This is a genomic window from Kitasatospora sp. NPDC049285 (genome assembly GCF_040678815.1).
Classification (GTDB): domain Bacteria; phylum Actinomycetota; class Actinomycetes; order Streptomycetales; family Streptomycetaceae; genus Kitasatospora.
Genome location: NZ_JBFAQR010000039.1, coordinates 10,927 through 35,918, shown reverse-complemented (window position 1 = coordinate 35,918; position 24,992 = coordinate 10,927). Strand labels below are relative to the sequence as shown.

Sequence of the window (24,992 nt, the reverse complement as noted above, 5' to 3'; positions counted from 1 at the left end):
GTCACCCGTAGCTGACGTTGGAGCAGGGGTCGTCGTCCGCGGAGCGGGCGTCGTTGGCGACCGAGCTGGGCAGCGGGCCCGGGGCGGTGGTGCCGGGGGCCGCGCCGCCCGCGGAGGCCGCGTAGTCCTTGCCGAGCACCAGGGCGATGCCGGCGCTGGAGGAGGCCTCCAGGGTGGAGCCGGGAAAGAGCGCGGCGACGGCCTGGGCGTTGGTCTTCTGGCCGGGGCCGTACTGGACCACGGTGGTGGAGTGGTTCTGGTTGCTCGCGTTGGTGGTCGCGGTGACGGTGAACTTCGCGGCCTTGAGCGCGTCGGCGGCCTTGGTGCTGAGCCCGGCGGTGGTGGTGCCGTTGTAGACGCCGACCTTGATGCCCGCGCCGTTGGCCGACGGGACCGCCGGGGCGCTGGAGGCCGGCGCCGCGGGACTGGCGGGGGCGCTGGCCGGGGCGGAGGCGGCGCCGCCGCTGGCGTCCTGGCCGTCGAGGGTGCGGTCGGCCTTGAGCGCGGCCCAGAGCTGTTCGACCTCGGGGTGGTTGAGGCCGATCCGCTCGCCCTCGTAGTGCCAGGGGGTGGTGAGGAACTTGACGTCGTGCAGGTCGAGGTTCTTCATCGACATGGCGAAGTCGAGCAGCTTGGCGGCGGAGTCCAGTCCGGAGTCGACGACCAGCGACTTGGTGGCGGCGTCGGCGAGGGGCAGCAGGGTGGTCGGGTCCATGCCCTTGGACTTGACCTCCTTGATCAGCGAGGACATGAAGGCCTGCTGACGCTTCATCCGGCCGACGTCGGAGCCGTCGCCGATGCCGTGCCGCAGCCGGACGTAGTCGAGGGCGGCCTGGCCCTCGACCTTCTGGGTGCCCTTGGGGTAGATCTCCTTGCCCTTGCGGGGCAGGTTCGGGTTCAGGTCCTTCTCGTAGATGGCGTTCGGCAGGCAGACGTTGACGCCGCCGACCGCCTTGGTCATCGCGGCGAAGCCCTCGAAGTTGACCACGATGGTGTGGTCGACCCGGATGCCGGTGATCTTCTCGACGGTGTTCTGGGTGCAGGCCGGGTTGCCCGCGTCGGTGTTGCCGACCGAGAAGGCGCTGTTGAACATCACGTTGTTCTGCGGCTTGGTCCAGGTCTTGTTGGGCAGCATGCAGGCCGGGATGTTGACCAGGGCGTCGCGCGGGAAGGAGACGCCGACGGCGTGCTTGTGGTCGGCGTAGACGTGCAGCAGGATCGTGGTGTCCGAGCGGGCGCCGCCGTCCTCGCCGCCGGCCAGGCTCTTGTTGTCGCCGGCGCGGGAGTCGGAGCCGATCAGCAGGATGTTGACGGGCGTGCGGCCCTGGGCGTCGGCCTGGGCGGCGTCGGGGCGGTCCTTGCTGAGGCCCTCGTCGCCGAACGAGGTGATGTTGCCGTTCAGCTTCAGGTAGATCGCGCCGCCGGCGGCGATCACGGTGGCGACCGCGCCGACCGCGATCCAGGCGACCAGCTTCTTCTTGTTGCGCGGCTTCTTGCGGCCCTGCGGGCCGCGGCCCTGCGCGGCGCGGCGGGCCTCGGCACGGCCGCCGCCCCCGGCGGCTGCCGGGTCGGGGCCACCGTTCGGGGAGCGCGGCGGGGTGCCGGGAGTGCGGTTGCCGGAGCGGGGCGGGGTGGCGGCGCGGCCCTGGGCGGCGCGGCGGGCCTCGGCGCGACCGCCGGAGGGGACGTCGTCGTGGCCGCCGGAGCGGCGGCGCGGCACACCCGGGGTCGGCACGTCGTCCCGGTGGGGCGCGTCCTGACGGTACGGCTCACCCTGCGGGGAGTCGTTCTCCCACCAGCCGGCGTCCGCGTCGGACGCCCCCGCCCTCTGGCCTGCCATACGTACACCCTTCACCGGAGGCGGCCGCTGGGCGCCTCAGCAAACGCTCCGTCTGCTCAGCGGACGGATGAAGCTTGAGAGCGGAGCATATAAAGGGATCATTTCCGAGTCACGGCCTGGGTTCCCTCTCCGAGGATGGGAACGCCGTGTGCGGAGCGCCGGTTCCGGTCAGCGGACCAAGGTTGCGGAAAACCGGGGAGACACAGCTCACTTCGGGCTCTCCGGAACCTCGGAGGGCCGGTTGTAGGATGACCGGGCAAGCGGTTGTAGGATGACTGCCGTCGACGAGGCGTGGAGAGGGGTGTCCGGACGTGGGTGAGGGACTGCAGGCGGCCGGGCGGCGTTCGCTGGTGGACGCGGCGATCGAGCAGCTGCGGGAGCAGCTCGCGGCGGGGGCGTGGCCGGTGGGGTCGCGGATCCCGACCGAGCACGAGCTGGCGGAGCGGCTGCAGGTGGGGCGCAACACCGTACGGGAGGCGATCCGGGTGCTGGTGCACGCGGGGATGCTGGTCTCCCGGCAGGGCGAGGGGACGTTCGTCCGGTCGACCAGCGACCCGGCGGCGGTGCTGCGCGGGGTGCAGCGGTCGGGGGTGCGGGACGTGCTGGAGGTGCGGGCCGCGCTGGAGACCGAGGCGGCGCGGCTGGCCGCGCTGCGGCACACCGCGGCGGACCTGGAGCGGATGCGGGCCGCGCTGGCCCGGGAGGCCGCCGTGATGGCGGCGCACCCGGAGCGGGCCGGCCGGGAGGACACCGTCGAGCACGACCTGGAGTTCCACACCGCGGTGGTGGAGGCGGCGCACAATCCGGCGCTGACCGAGGTGTACCGCTACTTCGGCGCCTCGGTGCGGGAGTCGATGCGGGCGGCCTTCGGCGACCAGGAGATGCCCGAGGTGGTGATCGCCACCCACGAGGCGCTGGTCGCGGCGATCGAGAGCGGGGACCCGGACCGGGCCGAGGCGGCCTGTCGCGAGCTGCTGGCCGAACCGTCCGCGGCGGTGGAGCAGTTGCTCGCCGAGATCGCGGCGCGGAAGTGACCGGCCCGCCAGCCCGCGCCGTCCCCGTCCCGTACCACCCGCACAGAGAGCTTGCCCCTGCCATGTCGGTCACCCGTGCCGCGCAGCCCGTCCTCGATCCGAGGACGGGCGTCCGAACCGCCCGGTTCGCCCACCCCGCCCTGCTGCTGGCGGGGATCGTGCTGGTCGCGTTGAACATGCGGGCCTGCCTGGCCGCGATCTCGCCGATGGTCGACGAGATCCAGCGGACCTTCGGCCTGTCCGCCGCCGCGAGCGGTCTGATCACCACCGTTCCGGTGCTGTTCCAGGGCGTCGGCGCGCCGCTGACGCCGCGGCTGACCCGGCGGTTCGGCACCGAGCGGGTGGTGCTGGGCGCGGTGCTCGCGCTGGGCGCGGGCGTGCTGCTGCGGGTGCTGCCGTCGGTGGCGGCGCTGTACGCGGGGTGCATGGTGATCGGCGTGGCGATCGCGGTGCTGAACGTGTCGATGCCGGGCCTGGTGAAGCGGGAGTTCCCGCACCGGGCGGCGGCGATGACCGGGGTGTACTCGACCACCATGCTGGTCGGCGCGACACTGGCGGCGGGCCTGTCGGTGCCGCTGGAGCACGCCCTGGGCGGCGGCTGGCAGGCCTCGCTGGGCGCCTGGTCGCTGCTGGCGCTGGTCGCGGCGGTGGCCTGGCTGCCGCAGGTGCTGAGGGCCCGTCAGGAGCACACCGCGCCGCTGCGGGTGGCCCCGGCCGCGACGCCGGCCGCCCCGGCGGGCAACCCGTGGCGGTCCGGGCTGGCGTGGCAGATCAGCGCCTTCATGGGCATCTCCTCGCTGCTGGTGTACGTGATGGTGGCGTGGCTGCCGACCGTGCTGGCCGACCACGGGATGCCGCGCGGCGAGGCCGGCCTGGTCTTCGCGTTCAGCAACCTGGTGCAGGTCGCGGGCGCGTTCCTGGTGCCGCTGGCGGCGGGCCGGATGACCCGGCAGCGCGGGCTGGCGGCGGCGATGGCCGTGCTGAACGGGGTCGGCCTGGCCTGGCTGCTGCTCGCCCCGGTCTCCGGCGCCTGGTTCTCGGCGGCGGTGCTCGGCCTGGCGCAGGGCGGTTCGCTCGGCCTCGGCCTGGCGTTCATCGTGCTGCGCACCGACAGCGTGCTCGGCGCGGCGCGCCTGGGCGGGATGAGCCAGGCGGTGGGCTACCTGGTGGCCGCGGCCGGTCCGGTGGGCGCGGGCGCGCTGCACCAGCTGACCGGCGGCTGGGACGCCACCCTGCTGGTGATGCTGGCGCTGGCCGCGGTGGCCGGCGTGGCGGGCTGGGGCGCGGGCCGCAACCGGACGGTCTGACGCCGCGTCAGGCGCGGGGGATGCGAAACGGCGGGGAGCGTGGGTGCTCCCCGCCGTTTCGCGTGTCCGGCGGGCTGTTCGCCGCCGTTGCGGGTGTCCGGTGGGCTACTACTCCTCGCCGCTGAGGGTGAGGCCGGCGAGCTTGACCGCGGCCAGCGCGGTGGCGGCCAGGCTCACCAGGATCAGCAGCGGCACCGCGACGGAGAGCGCCACCGGGGCGGTGACCATGCCCTCCCCCGCGACGGTGTGGGCCAGCGAGAGGCCCCACTGCTGCACCGAGAGGGTCTTGGCGCCCTTCACGTAGTTGCCGACCAGGCTCTCCCAGATCAGCGCGTACGCCAGACCGGCGATCACGGCGTGCCGGGTGACCACGCCGAGCAGCAGGAACAGCGCGCTGTAGGCGGCGCCGGAGGCCAGCGTGGCGACCGCGTAGCCGAGGGCGACGTTGTCGGCCGAGCCGTAGACGATCAGCCCGGCGAGGTAGGTCGGGACGGCGGCCAGCAGCCAGGTGGCGCCGATGGCGACCGCCAGCTTGGTGGTGATGATCTGCCAGCGCGGCAGCGGCTTGGACAGCAGGTAGACGATCGAGCCGTCGTCGATCTCGGTGGCGATCACGCCGGTGCCGGTGATCAGGCCGAGGATCGGGACGAGGGTGCCCAGGGCGAGGGTGCCCAGGACGCTGTGCGCGAGGTCGAGCGGGTCCTGGTCGGAGTTGCCGGCGACCAGCGCGATGACCAGCAGCAGGACCGGGACGGCCAGCAGGACCAGGACGCGCCGGCGTCCGAACAGGCCGCGGGCGGTGAGCCTGGCGACGGTGGTGTTCATCGGGTGTGGCCCTTCAGGACGAGACCAGGTAGGAGAAGACGCTTTCCAGCGACTCGTCGGCCGGGGAGACGGTGTACAGCCGGATGCCGGCCTCGCGGGCGACCTTCGGCAGCAGGGTGGTGAAGCCCTGGAAGTTGATCGCCTGGATGCGCAACGCCTTCTCGGTCCAGTCGAGTTCGATGCCCGCGGTGGAACCGTCGGCGATCAGCGCGGCGGCCAGCCGCCGGTCGTCGCTGGAGCGGACCAGGTAGCGGTGCGGGCGGTCGGTCATCAGCCGGCGGATCTCCCGGAAGTCGCCGGAGGCGGCGTGCCGGCCGGCCACCACCACCTCGATGTGCCGGGCGAGTTGCTCGACCTCCTCGAGGATGTGCGAGGAGAACAGCACGGTGCGCCCGTCCGCGCCGAACCGGCGCAGCAGCTCCATCAGGTGCAGGCGCTGGCGCGGGTCCATGCCGTTGAACGGCTCGTCGAGGAGCAGCACCGCGGGGTCGTGGACCAGCGCGGAGGCCATCTTGACGCGCTGCTTCATGCCCTTGGAGTAGGTGCCGGTCTGCCGGTCCTGGGCGTACTCCATCTCGACCAGGGCGATCGCCCGCTGAGCGGCGGCGCCGGGGTCGGCGAGGCCGTGCAGTTCGGCGTTGGCGAGGACGAACTCCCAGCCCGTCAGGTAGTCGTACATCGACTCCCGTTCGGGGACCAGGCCGATCTGGCGGTACACCTCCTGGTTGCGCCAGATCGCGGCGCCGTCGAGGGTGACGCTGCCGGAGGACGGGGCGAGGAAGCCGCTCATCATGTGGATGAGGGTGGACTTCCCGGCGCCGTTGGGGCCGAGCAGGCCGGTGATGCCGGGTCCGATGGTCATGGTGACGTCGTTGACGGCGACCACGTTCCCGAACCAGCGGGAGACCTTGTCGATGGTGATGACGGCCATGGCTGCCTCTCAGACGTTCCGGTAGCGGCGCAGCAGCAGGCCGTAGCAGGCGGCTGACACGGCGGCGAGGACGGCGGCGAAGACCGCCGCGCCGAGGCTGCCGGGGGCGTGCAGGACCCCCGGGTTGTCGGCGAGGCCGAAGAGCTGGTTGACCAGGGAGGAGACCAGCTGGGACGGGGAGATCAGCAGCGCCCAGGACGCGGACTGGTCCGGGACCGGCTGCGCTCCGCCGGACAGGCCGTAGAGGATCAGCGCGATGGCGCTGGTGATCATCAGGGTGCCCATGATGGCGGCGACGCCGAAGCCGCGGCGCGGGGTGGCCGCGGCGATCAGCAGGCCGATCGCCGCGTACAGCACCGCGTAGAGCACCGCCGCGACCAGGCCGTACAGCAGGTGGGTGGCGTTCTCGCCGGTCGGGAGGCCGGCCAGCAGCGCGCCGATGAACAGGATCAGCAGCGGCAGCACCAGCAGCATCAGCAGGGCGCTGACCATCGCGGCGGCCTTCGCGTTGACGTAGTCGCGGCGGGTCAGCGGCCGGGAGAAGTACAACGGCACGACGTGGTGCCGCAGGTCACGGGACATCAGGACCGGGGCCTGCGCGGCGAGGAAGATCTGCGGCAGCACCCCGAAGCCCGCCAGGTACTGCGGGTAGTCCATCGGGAACTTGGGCATCCCGACGAAGACCGCGATGGCGACGATCGCCACCGCCGGCGCGGCGAAGCCGCCGACCAGCAGGAACGGCAGCACCTTGGACTTGCCGGAGCGGCCGAGGCCGAACGCGGCGCGCAGGCTCTGCACGTACAGCGAGCGGGTGGCGTAGCCGCGGCCGAGCCGGGGGCCGGTGTACGGGCGGTAGCCGATGTCGTGGATGACGCCGGTCTGGGCGTCGGCGTGGGTGGTCATGCGGGCTCGCCTCCGGCCGGCTGCTCGACGACGGCGCGCTCGGCGTCGTCGCGCGGATCGGTGCTGTCGACGACGTCCGCGTCGTCGGGGGCGTCGGTGCTGAAGATCTCGGCGACCCGGTGGCGGCGCTGCTCCAGCCGGACCAGGCCGAGGCCCAGGTCGTCGACGGTGTCGCGGACGGTGTCGTAGGTCTCGTCGCCGGCGAGTTCGACCAGCAGCACCCGGCTGCCGTCGGCCCGCACGCTCAGCCCGGCGGTGGTGAGCCGCTCGCGCAGTGCGGCGTCCGCGTCGAAGGACAGGTCGCCGGGTCGGTCGGTGACCTCGACGGCGAGCAGCTGGGTGGCCTCGGTGAACGAGGCGGTGGACGACGAGCGCAGCAGCCGGCCGCCGTCGATCACCACCAGGTGGTCGCAGGTGCGCTCCAGCTCGCCGAGCAGGTGGGTGGTGACCAGCACGGAGATGCCGAAGTCGGCGTGGATCCGGCGGATCAGCGCCAGCATCTCGTCCCGGCCGACCGGGTCGAGGCCGTTGGTCGGCTCGTCCAGCAGCACCAACTGCGGGTCGTGGACCAGGGCCTGGGCGAGCTTGACGCGCTGCTTCATGCCGGTGGAGTAGCCGCCCATCGGGCGGTAGCGCTCCTCGTACAGGCCGACGTGGCGCAGCGTGTCGGCGGTCCGCTCGCGGGCCGCGGAGGCCGGCAGGCCGGACATCCGGGCCATGTGGACCACGAACTCGGTGGCGGACACGTCCGGGGGCAGGCAGTCGTGCTCCGGCATGTAGCCGACGCGTTCGCGGATGGCCGGGCCCTCGGTGGCGATGTCCAGGCCGAGCACCTGGCCGGTGCCCTCGGTGGCGGGGGACAGCCCGAGGAGGATCTTGATGAGAGTGGACTTGCCCGCGCCGTTCGCTCCGACCAGACCGACCACGCCGGGCTCCACCTCAACGGTGAGCCGGTCGAGTGCGGTGACCCGGGGGAACCTCTTGGTGAGGCCGTCCGTCTTGATGACTGTGGACACGGGCTCAACGTATCCCTGCGCAGGTGTGCGGGGGAATGCGCTGGGAAGCGGAGCCTTCCGTCCCACCACGGGATGACCGTCCGGGCCCGACCCCTAGGGGTTCCGGAGCCGGGCCCGGAAATCGCGACCGGTCTGACGCCCCGTCAGCCGGCGCGCCACGTCGGCCGCACGGTCAGCCGAGCATGGCGCTCTGCAGGGCGATCACCTGCCGGAACGCCTGCGTGGGCACGCCGTGCGGGTTGGTCATCTGCACCACCGCGACGACGTCGCCGACCTGCACCCAGGCCACCCGGCCGGTGGGCGTGCCACCGGACTTGGCGTCCGAGAGCCGGGCGGCGACCTGGGTGCCGGACGCGGTCGGGTACTGGGTGTCCAGGTCGATCCGCGCGGACTCGATGTCCCGGGTCGAGGACAGGCCGGCGGAGCCGCCGAAGAAGTCCACGGCCTCGTACGAGGAACCGAACTTGAGCAGCCGCAGCTCGGTGCGGGTGCCGTCCTTGGCGGTCCAGCCCTGCGCGGCGGCGGCCCGGCAGGCGTCCGTGGTCAGCCGGTTCGCGTTGGCCGGGTCCTTGGCCAGCATGGTCTCCGCGTCGCACGGCACCCAGCGGCCCGCCATGACCGGCTGCGCCGGCTTCGTCGCGGCCGACGCGGTGGCCGCACCGCCTGCCGACGCGGACGTGGCGGTGCTCGGACTGCCACTCGGGGCTGCGGCCGGGGAGCCGGTGGCGCTCGCCGACGGGGCGGCGGACGGGCCGGTACCGACCGCGCCCTTGGGCAGCGGGAGCAGCAGCGCCCGCAGGTCGGCGGCGTGCGTCTTGCCCCGGGTGTCCTGCGGCGCGGGCGCGCCCGACGGCAGGGGCGGCAGCGCCAACTCCGGGAAGACGTACCGCCCGTCGTTCGGTGTGGCCAGGCCGGGCAGCTCGGTGCGCTCCGGCTGGGTCACCGCGACGGCCGTGGCCGCGCCGGTCGCCAGGGTCAGCAGGACGGCCGCGCCGAGCTGCCACAGCCGCTTGCGGCCGGCCTTCGACGCAGCCGGCCGCCCGGCGGGGTCGCCCTCGGGCACGGGCTCGCCGGCCACCGCCTCGACCTCGCCGATCGCGGTTGCCGCGGCTCCCCCGGCGGGGGCGGGGGCGACGTCGGTGGCCGGGGCGGCGTCGGTGGCCGGGGCGGCGTCGGTGGCCGGGGCGGTGTCGGTGGGAGTGGTGTCGGTGGGGGTGGTGTCGGTGGGGGTGGTGTCGCTGCTCATGCGGAGGCTCCCGGTCGGGCCAGTCGGTCCAGCTGCTGACGGAACAGGTCCACGACCTTGTTCTGGTCGAGGGGTGCCAGCCCGGAGACCTCCATGGTCACCAGCAGGTCGCCCTCGGCGGAGAAGCAGTGCACGTAGTCGAGTTGGTCGCCCGGCCGCAGCGGCGGCAGCACGCAGCGCGCGCCCGGGTGGCCCGGGACGTCCGGGCCGTGCCGGAACACGCCGGTGTCGTCGACCATCGCGCCGTACAGCTGGCTGGTCTGCGACACCGCCTGCTGGTTGAACTGGTCCAGGTAGAGCTCGACCAGCATGCTGTTGTCGCCGGGCACCAGGGTGCGCACCCCGGAGCCGAGGAAGTGCAGGTCCTCCCAGGCCTTCTTCACCTGGTCGCGGTACTTCTCCGGTACGTCGGCGAGGTTCTTCTCCAGGCGCTTGGCCAGCTGCTCCTGGCCGAGTTCGCTGTCGTGGCCGAGCGCGCCGGCGTCCGGGCCGAGGCGGTACGCGCCCGGCACGGGCAGCAGCAGGTCGCGCAGGCTGCCGAAGTGGTTGCCGTTGGACTTGGCACCCCAGGCGGCCGACGGGCTCGCCGAAGGCTGCGGCGCGGTCGGCGCCGCCGCGACGACCGCCTTGTCGTCCTTCGCGTAGTGCACCTGGATGATCGCCTCGCCGATGCCGACGCCGACCAGCGCCGCGGCGACCACCGCGGCGGCGGCCTTCAGCACCGTGCGCTTCGGCTTGGGCGTCACAATGTCCTTGTTCTTCAGGGACGTTGACGACTCGACGGGAAGTTCGGCCGACGCGCCGGTCGGTTCGACGGCCGGTTCGACGGCCGGGGTGGGGGATTCGATGTCGGTCACGCGAGTCGCTCCCACTGGCGCTTGGCGAGGTCTTCGAGCTGGGCCCGGTCGACCGGGTTCTTGGCGTACACCTCGACGTTCATCACCACGGTGCCCTTACGCGCCAGGACCTGGCCGTAGTAGTACTTCTCGGTGCTGTCCGCGTAGTGCAGCGGGTCGTCCAGGACGGCCACGACGCTGTCCGGGTTGCCGGCGAGCTTGCCGACCTTGGTGTTGCCCGCGCGGTAGTCGTTGGCCGCGGTGATCGCGTTGTCCGCCGAATCCGGGGCGTACTGGACCAGCCGGATCCGGTACTCGACGTCACCGGCCTTCCAGGCGACCACCGCGGAACGGCGGAAGCCGTTCGCCAGCAGCTGCTTGAAGATCCGCTGCGACTCGCCGTACGACTCGGCGGTGTCGGCGGTCGTCATCCAGCCGCCGTCGCCGGCGTTCTCCTTCCACTCCTCGGTGCCGTCCGGGCGCTTGAGCAGCAGTTCGCGCAGGTCGCCGTCGATGTTCAGCGGCTGCGGGGCCGCGGCGGCCACCACCGCCGGGTCGACCCGGTCGGCCGGGTAGGACAGCTTCGGCGCGGCGATCCGCGGCAGCGGGGTGGCGGGGCGGGCGGCCTGGATCGCGTACCCGACCGTGCCGCCGAGCACCGGCCCGGCCAGCACGGCCACCAGGAACAGCGTCCCGGTGCCGAGCTTGCGCCGCTTGCGGGCCGGTTCGGCGCCCGCCTCGATCAGTTCGGGCTGCGGGAACAGCACGACCGGCGGGGCGAACGGGTTCGGCTCCGCAGGCGCGGCGGCGGCGGGCAGGGCGGTGGACGGCGGCGCGAACGGGTTCGGCTCCGCGGACGGGGCAGTGGCGGGCGGGATCGTGGTGGGCGGCTCGGGTTGTGCGGCGGCCGCCCCGGGCACGGCGGGGCCCGTGGGTTCGGTGCTCAACTGGTGCTCCTGGAAGAGAAGTTCGGGACGGCCGTCAGCCGTTGGCGAGCCGGTCGCGCTGACGCTTCACCACGTCGGCGAGCAGCGCCTTGTCGGGGTCGCCCTTGACCTGGACGGAGATCTCGTAGACCACGTCGCCGACCGCGCCGACACCGATCAACTCGCCGGTGTAGGCCTGCTGTTCGGGCTTGAAGATCCAGCCCTTGGCGCCGCCCCCGCCGTCGACGGTGAACGAGTCGCCCTTGTAGCTGGTGCCTTGCGCGTAGCCGTCGGCACGGTCGGTGCGGCCGAAGTGCTTCAGCTCCACCCGGACCTGCAGCTTGCCGTCCCGGGTGCGGTAGGTGCGGGTCGCCGCCTCCTTGAAGCCCCAGGAGTCCAGCATGCCCTGGACGTCGGTGCCGTCGGAGTAGCCCGCGGCGATCTCGTCCATCGTCATCATCGAGCCGTCCGGCGAGCCGTACGGGTCGGCCTGGTCCGGCACCGGCAGCAGGAAGTAGCGCAGGTCGCCGCTGTGCTTGCCGCCGGAGACGCTGCCCTGCAAGGTGCTGGCCGGACGGGGTGCCACGCTCGGGGTCGGCGTGGGCGTGGGCGTCGGGGTGGGCGTCGCGCTGGCACTCGCACTTGCGCTCGCGCTCGCCGCGGGGGCGGCCGGGGCGGCGGCCACCCGCGGCGCCGGGTCGGGCTTGCCGACCGCGACGGTGACCGCGGCGCTGGTCGCGGTCACCGCGAGCAGCCCGGTCACGGTGAGGGCGATACCCAGCGCCCGGGGCAGCCGACGGACCGTCGGCGCCCCGAGCGCGACGGGCTGCGCCTCGACTGCGGGGTGCGCCTCGACTACGGGGTGCGGCTCGGTCGCGCCGGGCTGCGCGTCGGAATCGGTCAGCTGGTCGGTCGACTGGTCGGTCGACGGGTCGGTCGGCTGGTCGGCCGACCGCTGGTCAGACGGACGGTCAGACGGGCGGTCAGACGGGTGGTCAGACGGGTGGTCGGCGGACGGATCGGGCACGGACAAGGGTCTCCCCCCAAAGTTCACAGGAAAGTACCCGCGGGCGGGCGGACCGTCCCCCCGGTCGGCCCGTGCGTCATCGTCACCACGCGGTGCACGAATTATGAAAGCCCTGTGTCTCCGTCAACAACACGGTTCTGCGGCACAAAAACCCGTATTCGGCGACCAATCAGACACGTCGTGACCGAACCGCAACGCCACGACCCGTCAGGTCGGCTGGCCGGGCGTGCCGGGGGCGCCGCCGGGCGGGGTCGGCTGCCCGGGGTCGGTGAGGCGGATGCCGGCGGCCTCGGCGAGTGCGAGGTCGAGTCGCTCGTTGCGGATCCGGCGGTCCATGTACAGCAGGCCGTTGGCCAGCGGGGTCAGCGGCAGGGTCGCCATCACGCCGAGCAGGCCGAGGACCGCGCCGATCACCACGAGCACCGCCAGCGCGCCGCTGCCGGGCAGGTCCGGCGTGGGCACCGAGGCCGGGTCGGTGGAGAACTCGCGAGTGGGCGTCATGACGTTCACGGCGATGGAGAACGGCGAGGTCAGGAAGCCCACGGCGGCGCGGCCGACCGCGGCTACCGCCAGCGGGATCAGCAGGCTGCGCCACCAGTTGCCCAGGTTCAGCCGCCAGGCCCGCCGGATCGAGCCGGTGACCGTGGACTCCTCCAGCACCAGGACGGCGACCTGCGGCACCAGTCGCACCGCGACGTAGACCACGACCCCGAGCAGCGCCATGTCCACCGGCACCAGCACCAGGAACAGCTGCGGGACGTCGGCCGCCGCCGCGATCGCGGTGCCCGCCACCGCCACCGCCACCCAGGCCAGCAGCATCGAGCCGTACAGCAGCGCCTGCGAGCCCAGCACCCGCCACAGCCAGGGCCGGGCCTCCTTCCAGGCCTGACCCGCCGTCATCGGGCGTCCGATCGCCGCCGACCGCAGCACCACCGTCGAGACCGTCGAGGTGACCACGTACATCACCGCGATCACCAGCACCCAGACCAGCGCCAGCCCGCCGAGCGACCAGAGCAGCCGCACCACCGCGTCCTGGCTGCCCTCCCAGTTGTCGTCGTCGGCGGCGTGCCGGAAGACGTCCGAGAGCGGTGAGACCGCGGCCACCGACAGCGCGATCACCGGGACCGCCGCGATTCCCGCCACCACCAGCAGCGGCAGGTAGATCGCCTTCGCGTAGCGGCGCAGGGTGTCGAAGACCGCCCCGAAGATGTCGCCGAAGGCCAGCGGGCGCAGCGGGACGGTGCCGGGCTTCGGCGCGATCGGCACGAACGCCCAGGCCCCGCCGCCGCCCTGGCCCCAGCCCTGGTGCCCGTATTGGCCGTACTGGCCCTGCGGCGGCGGCTGCTGGCCCCACTGCTGCCCGCCCCAGGGCTGCTGGCCCTGCTGATGACCCGGCGCTCCGGCCTGCTGACCGTTCTGCCGGCCGTGCTGCTGTCCGCTCTGCTGACCGCCGTCCTGCGGTTGCTCCGGACTGCCGCTGTCCGCGCTCATCCCCGTACCCCCTCCAGAGGCCCGCCGATCCCGTTGATCGCGTGCGACGCAGAGCCTAGGACTCGCGTCGCACCAGGTCACCGGCGGCCCCCGGGTGGGTGCGGAACCGGATGGGGCGTCAGCCGAGTTGGGCCAGGCCCTCGGTGGCGATCCGCTCGAACACGGCGAGGTCGTTGGCGAAGATCGAGTCCGGCACCGGCCAGTGCACCACCAGCTCGGTGATGCCCAACTCCCGGTAGGTGCCCGCCCATTCGACGAAGGCGTCGAGTGACTGCAGCGGCTTCTCCACGGTCGAGCCCTGCAGCAGCACCTTCTCCAGCGTCGCCACGTCCCGCCCGGCGGACTCGCAGGCGGCCGTCAGCTTCGCGAGCTGCTGCGCGATCACCGCGGGCGCCTGCTCCACCGGCACGTCCGCCGGGCCCTTGGGGTCGCCGTACGTCACCCAGCCCTGCCCGTACTCCGCGGCCAGCTTCAGCCCGCGCGGTCCGGTCGCCGCCACGTAGAACGGCACCCGCGGCGTCTGCACGCAGCCCGGGATGTTCCGCGCCTCGACGGCGGAGTAGTACTGCCCCTCCCGGGTGGTCGCGTCCTGCCGCAACAGCTCGTCCAGCAGCGGCACGAACTCGCCGAACCGCGCCGCCCGTTCCTTCGGCGACCACGCCTCCTGGCCCATCGCCGTCGCGTCGTACCCCGTTCCGCCGGCCCCGATCCCCAGCGTCAGCCGCCCGCCGGACACGTCGTCCAGCGTGATCAACTCCTTGGCGAGAGTCACCGGGTGACGGAAGTTCGGCGAGGTCACCAGCGTCCCGAGCCTGATCCGCTCGGTCACCGTCGCCGCCGCCGTGAGGGTCGGCACCGACCCGAACCACGGCTCCTCGCGGAAGCTCCGCCAGCTCAGGTGGTCGTACGTGTAAGCCGCATGGAAGCCGAGTTCCTCGGCCCGCCGCCACACCTTCTGCCCCTCGCTCCACCGGTGGATGGGGAGGATCACCGTACTCAGTCGCATGGCCCCGACCCTACGCGCGAGCTGCTGCGGGTGAGGTTTCGGCAAGGCCGAGGAACGGTATCCGTACGCCCGCTAGCGTGGCGCCGTGGACACGGATGCACGCTTGCGCGCTGATCTCGTCGAACGCAGTGCCGAGCTGAAGGGCGCATTGGTTGCTTTCGGGCAGAGCGCGCGCTTCGACCGGTGGCTGACACCGCTGCTGCTGGAGGCCGCCGGCCCGGAACGGGAGTTGGACGAGACCGAGGCGATCCGGATCATCGACCACTGCATCCTGCGGTACCGCCTGCCGGACGGTTCGACCGTGGTGGACTGGTTCGTCGCAGGACGGCGGGACCTGACCGAGGTCGAGCGGGAGCTGCTGCTCGGCTGGCGTGACCCGGTGGAAGGGATCTTCGAGATCCGGCGGAAGGACGACGGTGCGGTCGTCCTGCTGAACCTGGTCGACGACCTGGAGTACCGCACGTACTCGAATGTCGGGCGAGCCGCCTTTCGCGGAGTCTTCGAAGGAGGGTTCCTCCTCACCTGCCTGGTTCCTCTCCTCCCGGCCGAGGGAGCCTGGCTGGTTTCCGGGGCCATGGAGTACTACCCGAAGGCCAGTGCCAACGAGATTGCCCAGGCCGCGCTCCAACTGGCAGCCAGTGAGCCCCGCCGCATCCGAGGATCTGCTCAACGCCTACTACCGGCACCGGCAGGAGGCCACCCTCGCCGCGCACTCCGCCCCTGCACGGGGCAGGCGGCTGCCCGGGCTGGACTTCCCTGCCTTCGAGCTGCCACCCGACCTCGCGGACGCGGACACCGTCGGCGTCATCTACGACGAGATTGACGGGCTGAACTTCTACGCGGACTACGGGATGCTGCGGGACCTGTTCGCCGACCCGGACCTGACGGGCCGCAGGAAGCACCAGGACCTGCTGCGCACCTACCTACGCGAGGACTCGATCACGCCACTGCCGATCCGCCGCCTTGCCGCCGCCCACCCGGACACGGTCGACACTGTCTTCCGAAGGCTGCTGCGCAAGCCCGGATTCGCCTGGGCCGAGCACGGCGAGGAACTGCTGCGCCGACGCAAGCCCTGGTACTACGCACAAGAACCCCGCCCCGGCGTCTCCGTGATCGGCGAGCGCCTCGCCGAACTCCTCGCCGGTCGGCGGTAGTACCGGGCGGCGCGCTGCCGTCGGGTGCACCCGAAACTCCGGAATCCGGAGCGCCGGCGCACAGGATTCACAAGTGATGTACTACACTTTTCCCATGGATACCCCTCGCGCCGGCAAGACCCGGGTCACCAGCGTCTCCTTGCGCGCCGAGACGCTGGAGGCGATCCGCGCGCGCGCCGGGAAGCAGGGCGTCTCCTCGTACATCGAGGAGGCCGTGCAGCGCCAGCTCCAGCGCGAAGCCATCGACGAGTACGTCGCCACCGCCGAAGCGGAGCACGGCCCTGTTGATCCGACCGAGGTGGCGGCCAGGGCCGAACGCATCCGAGCCCACCATGCCGCCCATCGCGACAACTCGGCTCCGGCGGACGCCGCGTGAGCGGCACGCTCGTTCTCGACAGCGAAGCACTCTCCAAGCTCTCCCGCCGCCACCGTGACATGACGGTCTGGCTGGACGTCGCCCGCACCCTCGACCTCCTGGTCGTCACCAGTGCAGCGACCCTGGTCGAGGCCCGCGATCCGAAAGTGCCGCAAGCCGCGTTCGACCACGCTGTCTCGCTGGCCAAGGTGCGTCCCGTCACGGAGGAGATCGCACGCGCCGCGAGCAAGCTCCTCGCGACCGAAGGGTTGCACGGCCACAAGTACGCCGTCGACGCGATGCTCGCAGCCACGGCCCACCTCGAACGCGGCGACGTCACCGTGGTCACGAGCGACACCGACGATCTCCGCCGACTCTGCCACCCGCGGGTGGCAGTCGAGCCGATCTGAGCACCCCTCCCGACGACCTGCCGCGTCTTTCCAGCTCAGGCTGTGATGGGTGAACGAGGCTTGACCGAGGTCACCAGCGTCCCCAGCCTCATCCGCTCGGTCACCGTTGCCGCCGCCGTGCGGGTCGGCACCGACCCGAACCACGGCTCCTCGCGGAAGCTCCGCCAGCTCAGGTGGTCGTACGTGTAAGCCGCATGGAAGCCGAGGATCACCGTACTCAGTCGCATGGCTCGACACTATGCCGCCGAAAGCCCGGCCGGAGTATGCATACCGGCAGTATGCTTGCTTCATGGCGGCTACCACGCGCATCACGGTCACCCTGCCCACGGAGCAGGTGGCCGAGCTGAAGAAACTCACGGACAACATCTCCGGATACGTCGCGGAAGCGGTGGCCCGGCAGATCAGGCATCAACTGGTCGCAGAAGAACTCCGTCAGTACGAGGAACAACACGGCGCGTTCACGGACGAGGAACTCGCCGCCGCGCACGCGAGGATCTTCGGTTCGTCCGAGCCGGGCAGCGGAGCGGCTGCCGCGTGAGTGTGCGGATCGAGACCGCCGTGCTGGACTCCCAGGGAATGTCCGCCTGGATCTCGCAGGACCGGGACGTGCTCGCGATGATCAAGGCTTTCCACTCGATGGGGGCCGGCCTGGTCATCGGCGCCAACACCATCGTGGAGATCTCGCACGCCAGGGCGAACACCGCCCGCCTGAACTGGGTGCTTTCACAGGTCAGGATCGAGCCCGTGACCGAGCACGCGGCCAGAGCCTCCGCGGCGCTTCTCAAGCAGGGCGGTCTGCACGGTCACAAGTACGCCATCGACGCCACCGTCGCCGAGATGGCGCTCCGCCAGCCAGGCCCGGTGGCCATGTTGACCTCGGACGTCGACGACATGGCCAAGCTCTGCGGTGACCGGGTCCGGCTCATCGCGATCTGAGCCGACAGCGGGTCAGGGCGTTCATGACCCGCGTTCCCGCAGGTCAGTGCGTGATGGGTGAACGAGGCTTGGCCGAGGTCACCAGCGTCCCCAGCCGCATCCGCTCGGTCACCGTCGCCGCCGCGGTGAGGGCGGCACCGACCCGAACCACGGCTCTTCGCGGAAGCTCCGCCAGCTCAGGTGGTCGTACGTGTAAGCCGTATGGAAGCCGAGTTCCTCGGCTCACCGCCACTCTCCCGACAGCCCAGGTGGACGAACTCAGGAATCTCACCGACAACGTCTCCGGGTATGTCGCGGAGGCAGTAGCCCGCCAGATTCGGCACCAGCTGCTCGCGGACGATCTTCGCCGTTGTCGGGATGAGCAGGGCGCGTTCACCGACGAAGAGATGTCCGAGGCGCACGCCAGGATCTTCGGTTCCGCCGGGTCGGCGGGTTCGGCGAGCGCCACGGGACCGAACGCTTCTGCTGAAGCAGGCCGGCCTGCACGGGCACAAGGACGCGACCGACGTGACCGTGGCGGAGATGGCGCTGCGGCAGCCGGGGCCAGTGGGCGTGCTCACCTCGGACGTCGACGACATGGCCCGACTCTTCAGAGCTGGTACGGATAGAGCTCCAGCGTGCGGGCGCGGAGCGCGATGGTCTCGCCGATGGCCGGCCAGGACACCGGGGCGGCGAGCTCGACCAGGAGGATGTCCGTTCCGACGCGGAGGCTGAGGACGGGGTCGTCGTCCTCGCCGACCGCGACCACCACGCCGGTGACGGCCAGGTCCTGGGGGCCCACGCCGCTGAGGGATCCCGGTCCGGGTGCGTGCGGAGCCCAGCGGTCGACCGCCTCGGGGATCTCCAGCTCGACGTCGTACGAGCCGATCCGGGCGGCATCCTCGCCCCTCCACCGTCCGACCGCCTCGCCGACCGCGCAGGAGAAGGCGACGGTGCCCTGCGCCGGGTCGACGACCTCGGTGACCTGCACTCTCATTTCAGCGGAACCCTGACCATGGTGTTGCCGATCACCCACGTGTTCGAGGGTGCGTGCCAGTCCCACGTCTCCATGTGGAAGTGGAACTTCGTCGGTTTGCTGTTCATCTCGTGAGGCCCCAGTCGGATGCTCCGCCGGCCGTCGGCCGACACGATGCGGTGCGGGTCCGGGAGGCCGGTTCGCGGGTGAATATTAGTGTGCGGTCCGGGGCCGAGGAACTTGTCCCACGCCGCTTCGACCTCGGACGGCTTGAGCGGCTTGGGAGCCGTCACCTCCGGTAGTTCGATCTTCGTCTCGGGCGGTGCCGGATTGTGGTTGTGGGGAGAGAGTCCGAGCGGATCGGCCCAGGTCAGCGGGTTGTGGACGTAGCTGTCGGGGTTGGGCGCGGGGCCGAGTCCGAGCGGGTCGGGACTGGTGTACCGGCCGGTCTCGGGATCGTAGTAGCGGTGGACGTTGTAGTGGAGCCGGGTCTCCGGGTCGAAGTACTGCCCGGGGAAGCGCAGCGGGGTGTAGGTCGTGCTCGCCGCCGACCAGCTCGTGCAGCCCCACAGCGTCGTGGTGGCGCGCCAGGCGATGGTGTGGTCCGCCGTGTCGATCAGCTCGGCCGGAGCCCCGACCAGGTCGGTGACGATCGCGAAGAAGCGGCGGTCGACGTGTTCCTGCGAGGCGTCGGCGGTCGTGATGGTCTCGGTCTGGCAGATCGGGTGGAGACCGCTGTGTTCCCAGCTCAGGGTGTGCGGCCCGGGGAGATACGGAGCGACCGTGGTCTGCTCGACCAGGGTGTGGTCGTCCCAGGTGAAGTCGGTCCGCTCCACGACCGTGCTTCCGTCGTCGTCGAGGCGCTGCTTCGCGATCCGGCGGCCGAGCGGGTCGTACAGGTAGCGCCACACGGTTCCGTCGGGCGTGGTGACGCGGGTGAGCCGATCGTCGGCGTCCCAGGTGTAACGCCAGGTGTCGGGCTTCCTGGACAGCCGGGTGACCTGGCGCAGGGTCGTGCGGCCGACGGCGTCGTACTCGTAGCGGACCCGGCCGGCATCGGTGAGCCGGGTGTCGCGGTACACGCGCGTGCCCAGCGGGGCCGCGCCGGCCCCGGTGGCGGGCCACTCGGCGCTGGTGATGTTCCCGGCCCGGTCGTAGGCGTAGGACTCGGTCCACTCACGGGCCTGCACACCGGTGACCCGACCCGCCTGGTCCAGTGCGAAGGTCCTGGTGCCGGAGATCGCGTCCTCGACGGCCTGCAGGCTGCCGTCCGGGTAGTAGGCGTAGCTGCGCTGTTGGAGACGGGTGCCTCCCGTTTCGACCGTCTGCCCGGTGCGCCGGTGCCGACGGTCCCAGGTGGTGGAGATGAGCAGTCGTCCGCCGATGCTTCGCGCGACCTCGTGCCCCACCGTGTCGTAGCCGAACCCGATCTCGCCGTCGGGGGTCGCGAGCGCCGAGGGCCGGCCGGCAGCGTCGTAGGTCCGGGTGCTGGCATGGCCGGCCGGGGTGCGTCGGGTCAGTGAGCGGCCGAGGACGTCCCGGGTGTGGGTGACGGTCCGTCCGTTGACAGTCTCCGAGAGCAGGTTGCCCACGGCGTCGACCGTCCGGGTCAGCACGGCGTCGGGGTTGTCGGCGGCGATCAGGTTTCCGGCCGGATCGTAGCCGAACGTCGTCGTGCGACCTGCCGAGTCGACCCGCACGGCCCGGCCGAGCAGGTCGTAGGTGTGATGCGTCCGTGCGCCGTCCGGGCCGGTCCGGGTGAGGAGCTGGCCGGCGGCGTCCAGCTCGTAGGTGGTGGTGCGCCCGCCGAAGTCGGTCTCGGCGACGAGGCGCCCGGCGGCGTCGTAGGCGTAGGTCCACTGCCGGCCCAGCGCGTCGCCGACGGCGATCAGGCGCATGTCGGCGTCGTAGTGGAAGGTGTGGCGGGCACCGTCCGCGGTGGTCCGGGCGGTGAGGACGTCGAAGTGCGTGTGCTCGAGGACCGTGGTTCGGCCGAGCCGGTCCGTGTGCGTGAGCAGGTTGCCCTCGCCGTCGTAGGTCCAGCTCTCGGCGGCCCCGTCCGCCGTGGTCCGGGTGAGCGGACGGCCTTCGGAAGTCCAGGTCAGCCGGGCGACCGCGCCGAGGGGGTCGGTGATGGCGACGGTGAGTCCGAAGGCGTCGCGCTCGTAGCGGGAGACGCCGCCCAGCGGGTCGGTGACCTCGACGGGTAGGCCGGCCGGGTTGCAGCTGATCAGCGTGGTGTGGCCGAGGGCGTCGGTGATGGTGGCGAGGTGGCCGTCGGCGTCGTAGCCGTACCGGGTGGTGGCGCCGAGGGGGTCGGTGTCGGTCGTGCGCAGCCCGGACCCGTCGTAGGTGTGGTGCCAGGTGGCGCCGCCCGGCTGCGTGACGGTCGTGGGGAGGCTGAGTCCGTCGAGGTACGTGGCGGTGCTGTGGTGGCCGTCGGGGCGGGTGATCCGGATCAGGTCGCCGGCACCGTCGTACTCGTAGCGGGTGGTGCGGCCGAGGGGGTCCGTCTCGGCGAGGAGGCGGTCGTACTCGTCGCGTTCGGTGCGGGTGGTGTGGCCGAGCGGGTCGGTGATCGCGGTGATCTGGGCGTGTTCGTTGACCAGGTAGGTGGTGGTGTGGCCGAGGGCGTTGGTCTCGGTGTGGGTGGCGAGACCGGTCGTCGGGTCGGGTTCGGAGTAGGTGAAGCGGAATCGGAGGTTGCCCTCGGCGCCGCCTTCGTCGGTGACCCGGTCGTGTGCGTCGTAGGCGTACAGGTACTGGGAGTTGTTGCGGTCGGTCCACGACAGGATGCGGCCGTCGGCGTCGTTGGCGAAGCGCATCGCCTTGCCGCTGGAGTTGTAGACGGCGGTGAGGTGCCCGTCGGTGTAGCTGTAGCGCATCAGGAGGGCGTCGCCGCCGCTGTCGCTCGCTCCGGCGAGGCGCAGGGCGGTGATGCGGTCGGCGTCGACGGTGACGAGGAGGCGGTAGCCGCCGGAGTGGGTGATGGAGAGCGGGACGCCGTCCTCGTCGTAGGCGAGGGTGTAGTGGCGGCCGTGCCGGTCGCGGACCTCGGTGAGCAGGGCCTCCGTGCCGTCGGGGGTGGGCGTGAAGGTCTTCACCAGGCCGGTGGCGGGGTCGGTGACGGTGAACAGGCCGTCTTGCAAGGCGAGTTCGTGGCGGGATCCGGCCGAGGCGTATACCGGGTCGTCGCCGGGCTCGGGGAGCGGGTAGGCCTGGGTGATCCGGTCGGCGCGGACGTGGACCACTCCGTCCTCGTCGAGTTCGAGGCGCTCGTCGAAGGGGCAGAGCCACTTCGGGCCCATCCAACGACCCGTCAGCAGCCCCGACTCGAAGCTGCGGGTGAACAGCAGCGGCAGCGAACCCGGCAGCGAAGCGTCCGCCTGGTCGATGAACATCCGCCCGGTCGCCATGTCGACCGGCTCACCACCCGGGCAGCGCGAGTCGTGCCGACGGCCTTCGGTCCGCGGCGACTTCACCTGCTCGCGGCCGCGGCCCTTCGGATGCGAGCCGCCCCGGCGGCCGAAACCGCCGCCGGAGCGGGGGTGGTTCAGGCCCTTGCCCTCGCCCTTGAAGATCTTCTCGAGGTCCTTGGCGTGCTTCTCCTCGATGTCCCGGACGTTCTTGGCGACCTTCTTCATGTTGTCGCCCGCATGCCGGTAGAAGTTCTTCAACGCCTTCCCGGCGTCCTCCGCCAGCGTCTTGCCGAGCTTCTGCGCGCCGTCCTCCAGCGCCTTGACGATCTGATTGCCCATCAGAACCAATCCCCCGAATTCGCACTCGCAGACGACCGTAGTCGACGGCGCAACGGAAGAGTGCGGGTTTCAGAGTGCAGGCCGCGTCGCCGTCGAGCCGGTCTGAACGCCTGCGCCTGCGCCAGAGCTCTTGTCGCGGCGGCACCGACCGGGTTGTGGCGACGGCCGGGTGCCGTCTCCTGGTGGGGAGGGGCACCCGGCCGTCGGGGGTTCGGTGTGGTGGGTCAGTGGGTGGGGTCGATGAAGTAGCCCTGCTCGTCGACCACGATCTGGACGGGGCCGAAGCTGCCGTTGTCGATCCTGACCCGGCCGTCGGCCACCGGGACGGAGACCAGGTTGGGGACCGTGCGGCCGGGGGTGAAGTTGAGGTTGGAGGCGGTGGGGCGGGTCCGGCCGTCGGGGTAGGCGGTGAGGAAGCCGGTGTCCCGCGGTTCGGTGACGGTGACGTTGAACAGCACGCTGACCGGCCACTTGTCGCCCAGCGGCAACGACGGGTAGATGCTGATGCCGTCCTGCGGGGCGACCGCGCCGGCCGAGCGGTTGAGGCCCGTGCCGTCCCGGGTGTCGGCGACCCGGACCGGGCTCTGCGGGATGTAGCTGAGGGTGGCGCCGCTGTCCGGGGTGCCGTAGTAGCCGGCCAGGTCGGCCACGACGTGGACGGTGCCGAAGCTGCTGTTGTGGAGGTCGATCCGGCCGTTGCTGACCGGCACGGTCACCAGGTTGGCCACGGTCAGCCCGGGGGTGAAGTTGAGGCTGGACGCGTTGGGCAGCAGCTGGCCGTCGGGGAACGCGGTCAGGAAGCCGGTGTCCTGGGGTTCCGTCACGGTCACGTTGAGGACCGCGGCCTTCGCGCCGGCCGGGATGCGGTCCGACAGGTTGACGCGCAGGTACTCGCCGACCGCCATCGGCCGGGCCGCGGAGGCGCCCAGGCCGGAGCGGGTGTCGAGGACCCGGGTCGGCGCCAGCGGCTTGAAGCCGTAGCCCTTGTTGCTGTAGTAGCCCGCGAGGTCGGCGATCACGTGCACCGTGCCGCTGCCGGTGTTGTGGAAGCGGATGCCGCCGCCCTCCACCGGAACCGTCACCAGGTTGGGGACGGTCTGCCCGGGCGTGAAGTTGAGGTTGGACGCGTTCGGCAGCGACCGGCCGTCCGGGTAGACGGTGAGGAAGCCGGTGCCGGTCGGCTCGGTGACGGTGACGTTGACGGTCACCGCGGTCAACTCGGCGGCCGGGGTGCCGTCGACGCTCGTGATCGGCAGCAGCAGGTCGCCGCCCGGGGCGACCGGGGTGGTGGTCGGGGTGCCGATGCGGTTGCGGGTGTCCAGCAGCCGGGTGGGGGCGACCGGGGTGTAGTCCGCACCCACGACGACGCCGCCGTCGGGGAAGCTGACGCCGGTTCCGGTCCGGAAGCCGTCGGTGCTGACCGCGATCCGCACGCCGTGGTAGCCGGCCCGCTGGAAGGTGTGCCGGACGGTGCCCTCGGTGGTGACCACGGGGAACGGCTCGTCGTCGAACTGGTAGGCGAAGCTCGCGCCGGTCGCGCCGTAGGGCGCGCCCGGGTAGCCGGCGCCCGGCACCGAGGCCTCGACCTCGAGCGCCCCGCCGCCGGGGGCCTGCACGATCCGGGGGCTGCCGGACGATGCGGCCGCCGCCGCGAACTCGACCGCACCGCGGTCGGCGTAGGCGGTCTTCCCCGCGCCCGTGTTCGGGACGGCCGGGACGTCCTGGTGCGGTGCGCCCAGGTAGTCGACGGCCAGTGCGCCGCGCGCGTCGGCGTCGGCGGAGTCGATGGCCGGCGAGGTGGATGCGAGCGGGTACCAGCTGATGTCCCCGCCGACCGCGTCCGTCAACTGCGGTGCGGCGGAGAGCTCGTGGGCACCCTGTCCGGTCGCCGCGGTGAGGGCCGCCGGGGTCGGGTAGACGGTGCCGCTCCAGTTGTACGGCGCTCCGCCGCCGGTCGGGTCGACCAGGTTGTAGTCGACCCCGGTCGAGTCCGCGGAGTCGGCCGAGACGGATATCGCCGTGGAGGTGAACGGCGCCGGGCAGGCCGCCGGGGCCTTCGGCGACCCGCCCGCGTTCTCGACGATGTTGTTCTCGATCGAGGAACCCACGGAGGCTCCGGCCAGCGCGATCCCCTGGCCGCACGGGGCGATCACGGTGTTGCCCGTGACCGTGGTGCCGGGGGCGTCCGTGGCGAGCACGCCCGTGGCGGCCCGGCCCGACCCGGACAAGGCGGTGATGGTGCTGGCCGTCACGCTGGTCCCGGACACGCCCGCGTCGACCTGGATCGCGGCCGGACCGCGGTCCACCACGGACACCTGGCGGACGGACACCGTGCTCGACGAGCCGGTCACCCGGACACCGGCCGCGTTCCCGTGGGCGGAGCCCTGCTCGATCGCGACCAGGTAGGAGTCGGACACCCGGAAGGCGTCCGCTCCCGAACCGGCGAACGCCGTGAACCCACGGAGCGTCACATTGCGGACGCCGGAGACCGAGACCGCCGGAACCGACGCGGTGTCGGAGAAGACCCGGACCATGCCCTGAGCCGTGTTCTCCGCGACGAAGGTGATCGGCGCAGCATCCGTGCCGGACCGGCTGATCCGGAGCTGCTCGTGGTAGCTGCCCGGCTCGACCCGGACGGTCTGACCCGGTGCGACCACGGCCGCGGCCGCGGAGACGGTGCAGAACGGCTGCGCCGCGCTGCCCTGGCCCGCGTCGGAGCACGCCGCCTGGTTCGCCACGTACAGGGTGCTCGCGGACGAGGCCATCGGCCCGGTCGTCGTCGCCCCGGCCGGCACCATCGCGGTAGGCACCCCGGCGCCCACCAGCAGAACGGTGACGGCGACCCGGGTCGCGGTCAGTCTTCGCAACTGTGCTCCTTCTGAACACTCGACGGCGGCAGGCCGTACGCGTGCAGAGGGTAACAGCCGCCACCGGCACGAGAGATGGCCCCCTCCGCGCTGTGCGACCAGGGCTGATCCGGCGCTCCGTCAGCTGGCACCGGTGTCGGGCGTCGGCGAACCACTTTGCCCAACCGTG

General features: G+C 72.0%; 22 protein-coding genes and 4 pseudogenes. 9 read left to right on the top strand and 17 right to left on the bottom strand.

Annotation, left to right across the window (positions count from 1 at the left end):
* Window position 1: 1 nt before the first annotated feature.
* Window positions 2–1,840: an LCP family protein gene (locus tag AB0K51_RS23115; protein ID WP_363458555.1), complete on the bottom strand. Its 1,839-nt coding sequence runs from the start codon at window positions 1,838–1,840 to the stop codon at window positions 2–4.
* Between the two features lie 311 nt (window positions 1,841–2,151).
* Here AB0K51_RS23115 and AB0K51_RS23110 point away from each other — a divergent pair, with 311 nt between their 5' ends.
* Together AB0K51_RS23110 and AB0K51_RS23105 are read left to right on the top strand one after the other, a co-directional pair.
* Window positions 2,152–2,874 (top strand): FadR/GntR family transcriptional regulator, encoded by a 723-nt coding sequence (locus AB0K51_RS23110; RefSeq protein WP_363458553.1) that lies wholly within the window; start codon window positions 2,152–2,154, stop codon window positions 2,872–2,874.
* 62 nt (window positions 2,875–2,936) lie between these two features.
* Entirely contained in the window at window positions 2,937–4,181 is a 1,245-nt protein-coding gene (locus tag AB0K51_RS23105; RefSeq protein ID WP_363458551.1) for an MFS transporter, read from the top strand.
* 108 nt (window positions 4,182–4,289) lie between these two features.
* On the opposite strand, the gene AB0K51_RS23100 is transcribed toward AB0K51_RS23105, so the two are convergent.
* From AB0K51_RS23100 to AB0K51_RS23050, 11 genes are all read right to left on the bottom strand, one after another.
* Window positions 4,290–5,006 (bottom strand): ABC transporter permease subunit, encoded by a 717-nt coding sequence (locus tag AB0K51_RS23100; protein WP_363458550.1) that lies wholly within the window; start codon window positions 5,004–5,006, stop codon window positions 4,290–4,292.
* A gap of 13 nt (window positions 5,007–5,019) precedes the next feature.
* Entirely contained in the window at window positions 5,020–5,937 is a 918-nt protein-coding gene (locus AB0K51_RS23095) for an ABC transporter ATP-binding protein (protein ID WP_363458548.1), read from the bottom strand.
* Between the two features lie 9 nt (window positions 5,938–5,946).
* Entirely contained in the window at window positions 5,947–6,840 is an 894-nt protein-coding gene (locus AB0K51_RS23090) for an ABC transporter permease (protein WP_363458547.1), read from the bottom strand.
* Window positions 6,837–7,856 carry an ABC transporter ATP-binding protein gene (locus tag AB0K51_RS23085; protein WP_363458545.1) on the bottom strand — a complete coding sequence of 340 codons (1,020 nt, stop codon included), beginning with the start codon at window positions 7,854–7,856 and terminating at the stop codon, window positions 6,837–6,839. The genes AB0K51_RS23090 and AB0K51_RS23085 overlap by 4 nt, the downstream gene beginning before the upstream one ends.
* 172 nt (window positions 7,857–8,028) lie before the next feature.
* On the bottom strand, window positions 8,029–9,102 hold the full coding sequence (locus AB0K51_RS23080; RefSeq protein WP_363458543.1) for a hypothetical protein: 1,074 nt from the start codon (window positions 9,100–9,102) through the stop codon (window positions 8,029–8,031).
* Complete coding sequence (locus tag AB0K51_RS23075) at window positions 9,099–9,959, bottom strand: hypothetical protein (RefSeq protein ID WP_363458541.1); 861 nt, start codon at window positions 9,957–9,959, stop codon at window positions 9,099–9,101. The genes AB0K51_RS23080 and AB0K51_RS23075 overlap by 4 nt, the downstream gene beginning before the upstream one ends.
* Window positions 9,956–10,885: a hypothetical protein gene (locus AB0K51_RS23070; RefSeq protein ID WP_363458539.1), complete on the bottom strand. Its 930-nt coding sequence runs from the start codon at window positions 10,883–10,885 to the stop codon at window positions 9,956–9,958. The genes AB0K51_RS23075 and AB0K51_RS23070 overlap by 4 nt, the downstream gene beginning before the upstream one ends.
* Window positions 10,886–10,919: 34 nt before the next feature.
* Complete coding sequence (locus AB0K51_RS23065; RefSeq protein WP_363458537.1) at window positions 10,920–11,891, bottom strand: hypothetical protein; 972 nt, start codon at window positions 11,889–11,891, stop codon at window positions 10,920–10,922.
* Between the two features lie 207 nt (window positions 11,892–12,098).
* Window positions 12,099–13,382, bottom strand: coding sequence for a hypothetical protein (locus AB0K51_RS23060; protein ID WP_363458536.1), 1,284 nt, complete (start codon window positions 13,380–13,382; stop codon window positions 12,099–12,101).
* A 118-nt stretch (window positions 13,383–13,500) separates the two neighbouring features.
* On the bottom strand, window positions 13,501–14,388 hold the full coding sequence (locus tag AB0K51_RS23055; RefSeq protein WP_363458534.1) for an LLM class flavin-dependent oxidoreductase: 888 nt from the start codon (window positions 14,386–14,388) through the stop codon (window positions 13,501–13,503).
* Window positions 14,389–14,398: 10 nt separating this feature from the next.
* Window positions 14,399–15,016 carry a hypothetical protein gene (locus AB0K51_RS23050; RefSeq protein ID WP_363458532.1) on the bottom strand — a complete coding sequence of 206 codons (618 nt, stop codon included), beginning with the start codon at window positions 15,014–15,016 and terminating at the stop codon, window positions 14,399–14,401.
* A gap of 10 nt (window positions 15,017–15,026) precedes the next feature.
* On the opposite strand from AB0K51_RS23050, the gene AB0K51_RS23045 reads away from it, so the two are divergent.
* The 3 genes from AB0K51_RS23045 (at window position 15,027) to AB0K51_RS23035 (ending at window position 16,307) form a co-directional block, all read left to right on the top strand.
* Window positions 15,027–15,542, top strand: a complete 516-nt coding sequence (locus AB0K51_RS23045; RefSeq protein WP_363458531.1) for a hypothetical protein — start codon at window positions 15,027–15,029, stop codon at window positions 15,540–15,542.
* Window positions 15,543–15,636: 94 nt separating this feature from the next.
* Entirely contained in the window at window positions 15,637–15,918 is a 282-nt protein-coding gene (locus AB0K51_RS23040) for a hypothetical protein (RefSeq protein ID WP_363458529.1), read from the top strand.
* Window positions 15,915–16,307, top strand: a complete 393-nt coding sequence (locus tag AB0K51_RS23035) for a PIN domain-containing protein (RefSeq protein WP_363458527.1) — start codon at window positions 15,915–15,917, stop codon at window positions 16,305–16,307. Before AB0K51_RS23040 ends, AB0K51_RS23035 begins: the two co-directional genes overlap by 4 nt.
* Window positions 16,308–16,348: 41 nt before the next feature.
* On the opposite strand, the pseudogene AB0K51_RS23030 reads toward AB0K51_RS23035, so the two are convergent.
* Window positions 16,349–16,513: pseudogene (locus tag AB0K51_RS23030) on the bottom strand (LLM class flavin-dependent oxidoreductase); the annotation flags it as partial.
* Window positions 16,514–16,596: 83 nt separating this feature from the next.
* Between AB0K51_RS23030 and AB0K51_RS23025 the strand changes: the two are divergent.
* Entirely contained in the window at window positions 16,597–16,845 is a 249-nt protein-coding gene (locus AB0K51_RS23025) for a type II toxin-antitoxin system CcdA family antitoxin (RefSeq protein ID WP_363458525.1), read from the top strand.
* On the top strand, window positions 16,842–17,243 hold the full coding sequence (locus tag AB0K51_RS23020; protein WP_363458523.1) for a DNA-binding protein: 402 nt from the start codon (window positions 16,842–16,844) through the stop codon (window positions 17,241–17,243). The genes AB0K51_RS23025 and AB0K51_RS23020 overlap by 4 nt, the downstream gene beginning before the upstream one ends.
* Before the next feature lie 73 nt (window positions 17,244–17,316).
* Here the strand turns inward: AB0K51_RS23020 and AB0K51_RS23015 are convergent.
* Window positions 17,317–17,514, bottom strand: a pseudogene (locus tag AB0K51_RS23015) (LLM class flavin-dependent oxidoreductase); the annotation flags it as partial.
* On the opposite strand from AB0K51_RS23015, the pseudogene AB0K51_RS23010 reads away from it, so the two are divergent.
* Together AB0K51_RS23010 and AB0K51_RS23005 are read left to right on the top strand one after the other, a co-directional pair.
* Window positions 17,492–17,674: pseudogene (locus AB0K51_RS23010) on the top strand (hypothetical protein); the annotation flags it as partial. The pseudogenes AB0K51_RS23015 and AB0K51_RS23010 overlap by 23 nt on opposite strands.
* A 31-nt stretch (window positions 17,675–17,705) precedes the next feature.
* Window positions 17,706–17,831 (top strand): annotated as a pseudogene (locus AB0K51_RS23005) (DNA-binding protein); the annotation flags it as partial.
* A gap of 1 nt (window position 17,832) precedes the next feature.
* Here AB0K51_RS23005 and AB0K51_RS23000 read toward each other — a convergent pair.
* From AB0K51_RS23000 to AB0K51_RS22990, 3 genes are all read right to left on the bottom strand, one after another.
* The gene (locus AB0K51_RS23000) at window positions 17,833–18,219 is read right to left on the bottom strand and encodes a hypothetical protein (protein ID WP_363458522.1); all 387 of its coding nucleotides are present in this window, start codon (window positions 18,217–18,219) and stop codon (window positions 17,833–17,835) included.
* Window positions 18,216–21,956: an RHS repeat-associated core domain-containing protein gene (locus AB0K51_RS22995; protein ID WP_363458520.1), complete on the bottom strand. Its 3,741-nt coding sequence runs from the start codon at window positions 21,954–21,956 to the stop codon at window positions 18,216–18,218. Before AB0K51_RS22995 ends, AB0K51_RS23000 begins: the two co-directional genes overlap by 4 nt.
* Before the next feature lie 224 nt (window positions 21,957–22,180).
* Window positions 22,181–24,823 carry a right-handed parallel beta-helix repeat-containing protein gene (locus AB0K51_RS22990; protein ID WP_363458518.1) on the bottom strand — a complete coding sequence of 881 codons (2,643 nt, stop codon included), beginning with the start codon at window positions 24,821–24,823 and terminating at the stop codon, window positions 22,181–22,183.
* Window positions 24,824–24,992 lie beyond the last annotated feature (169 nt).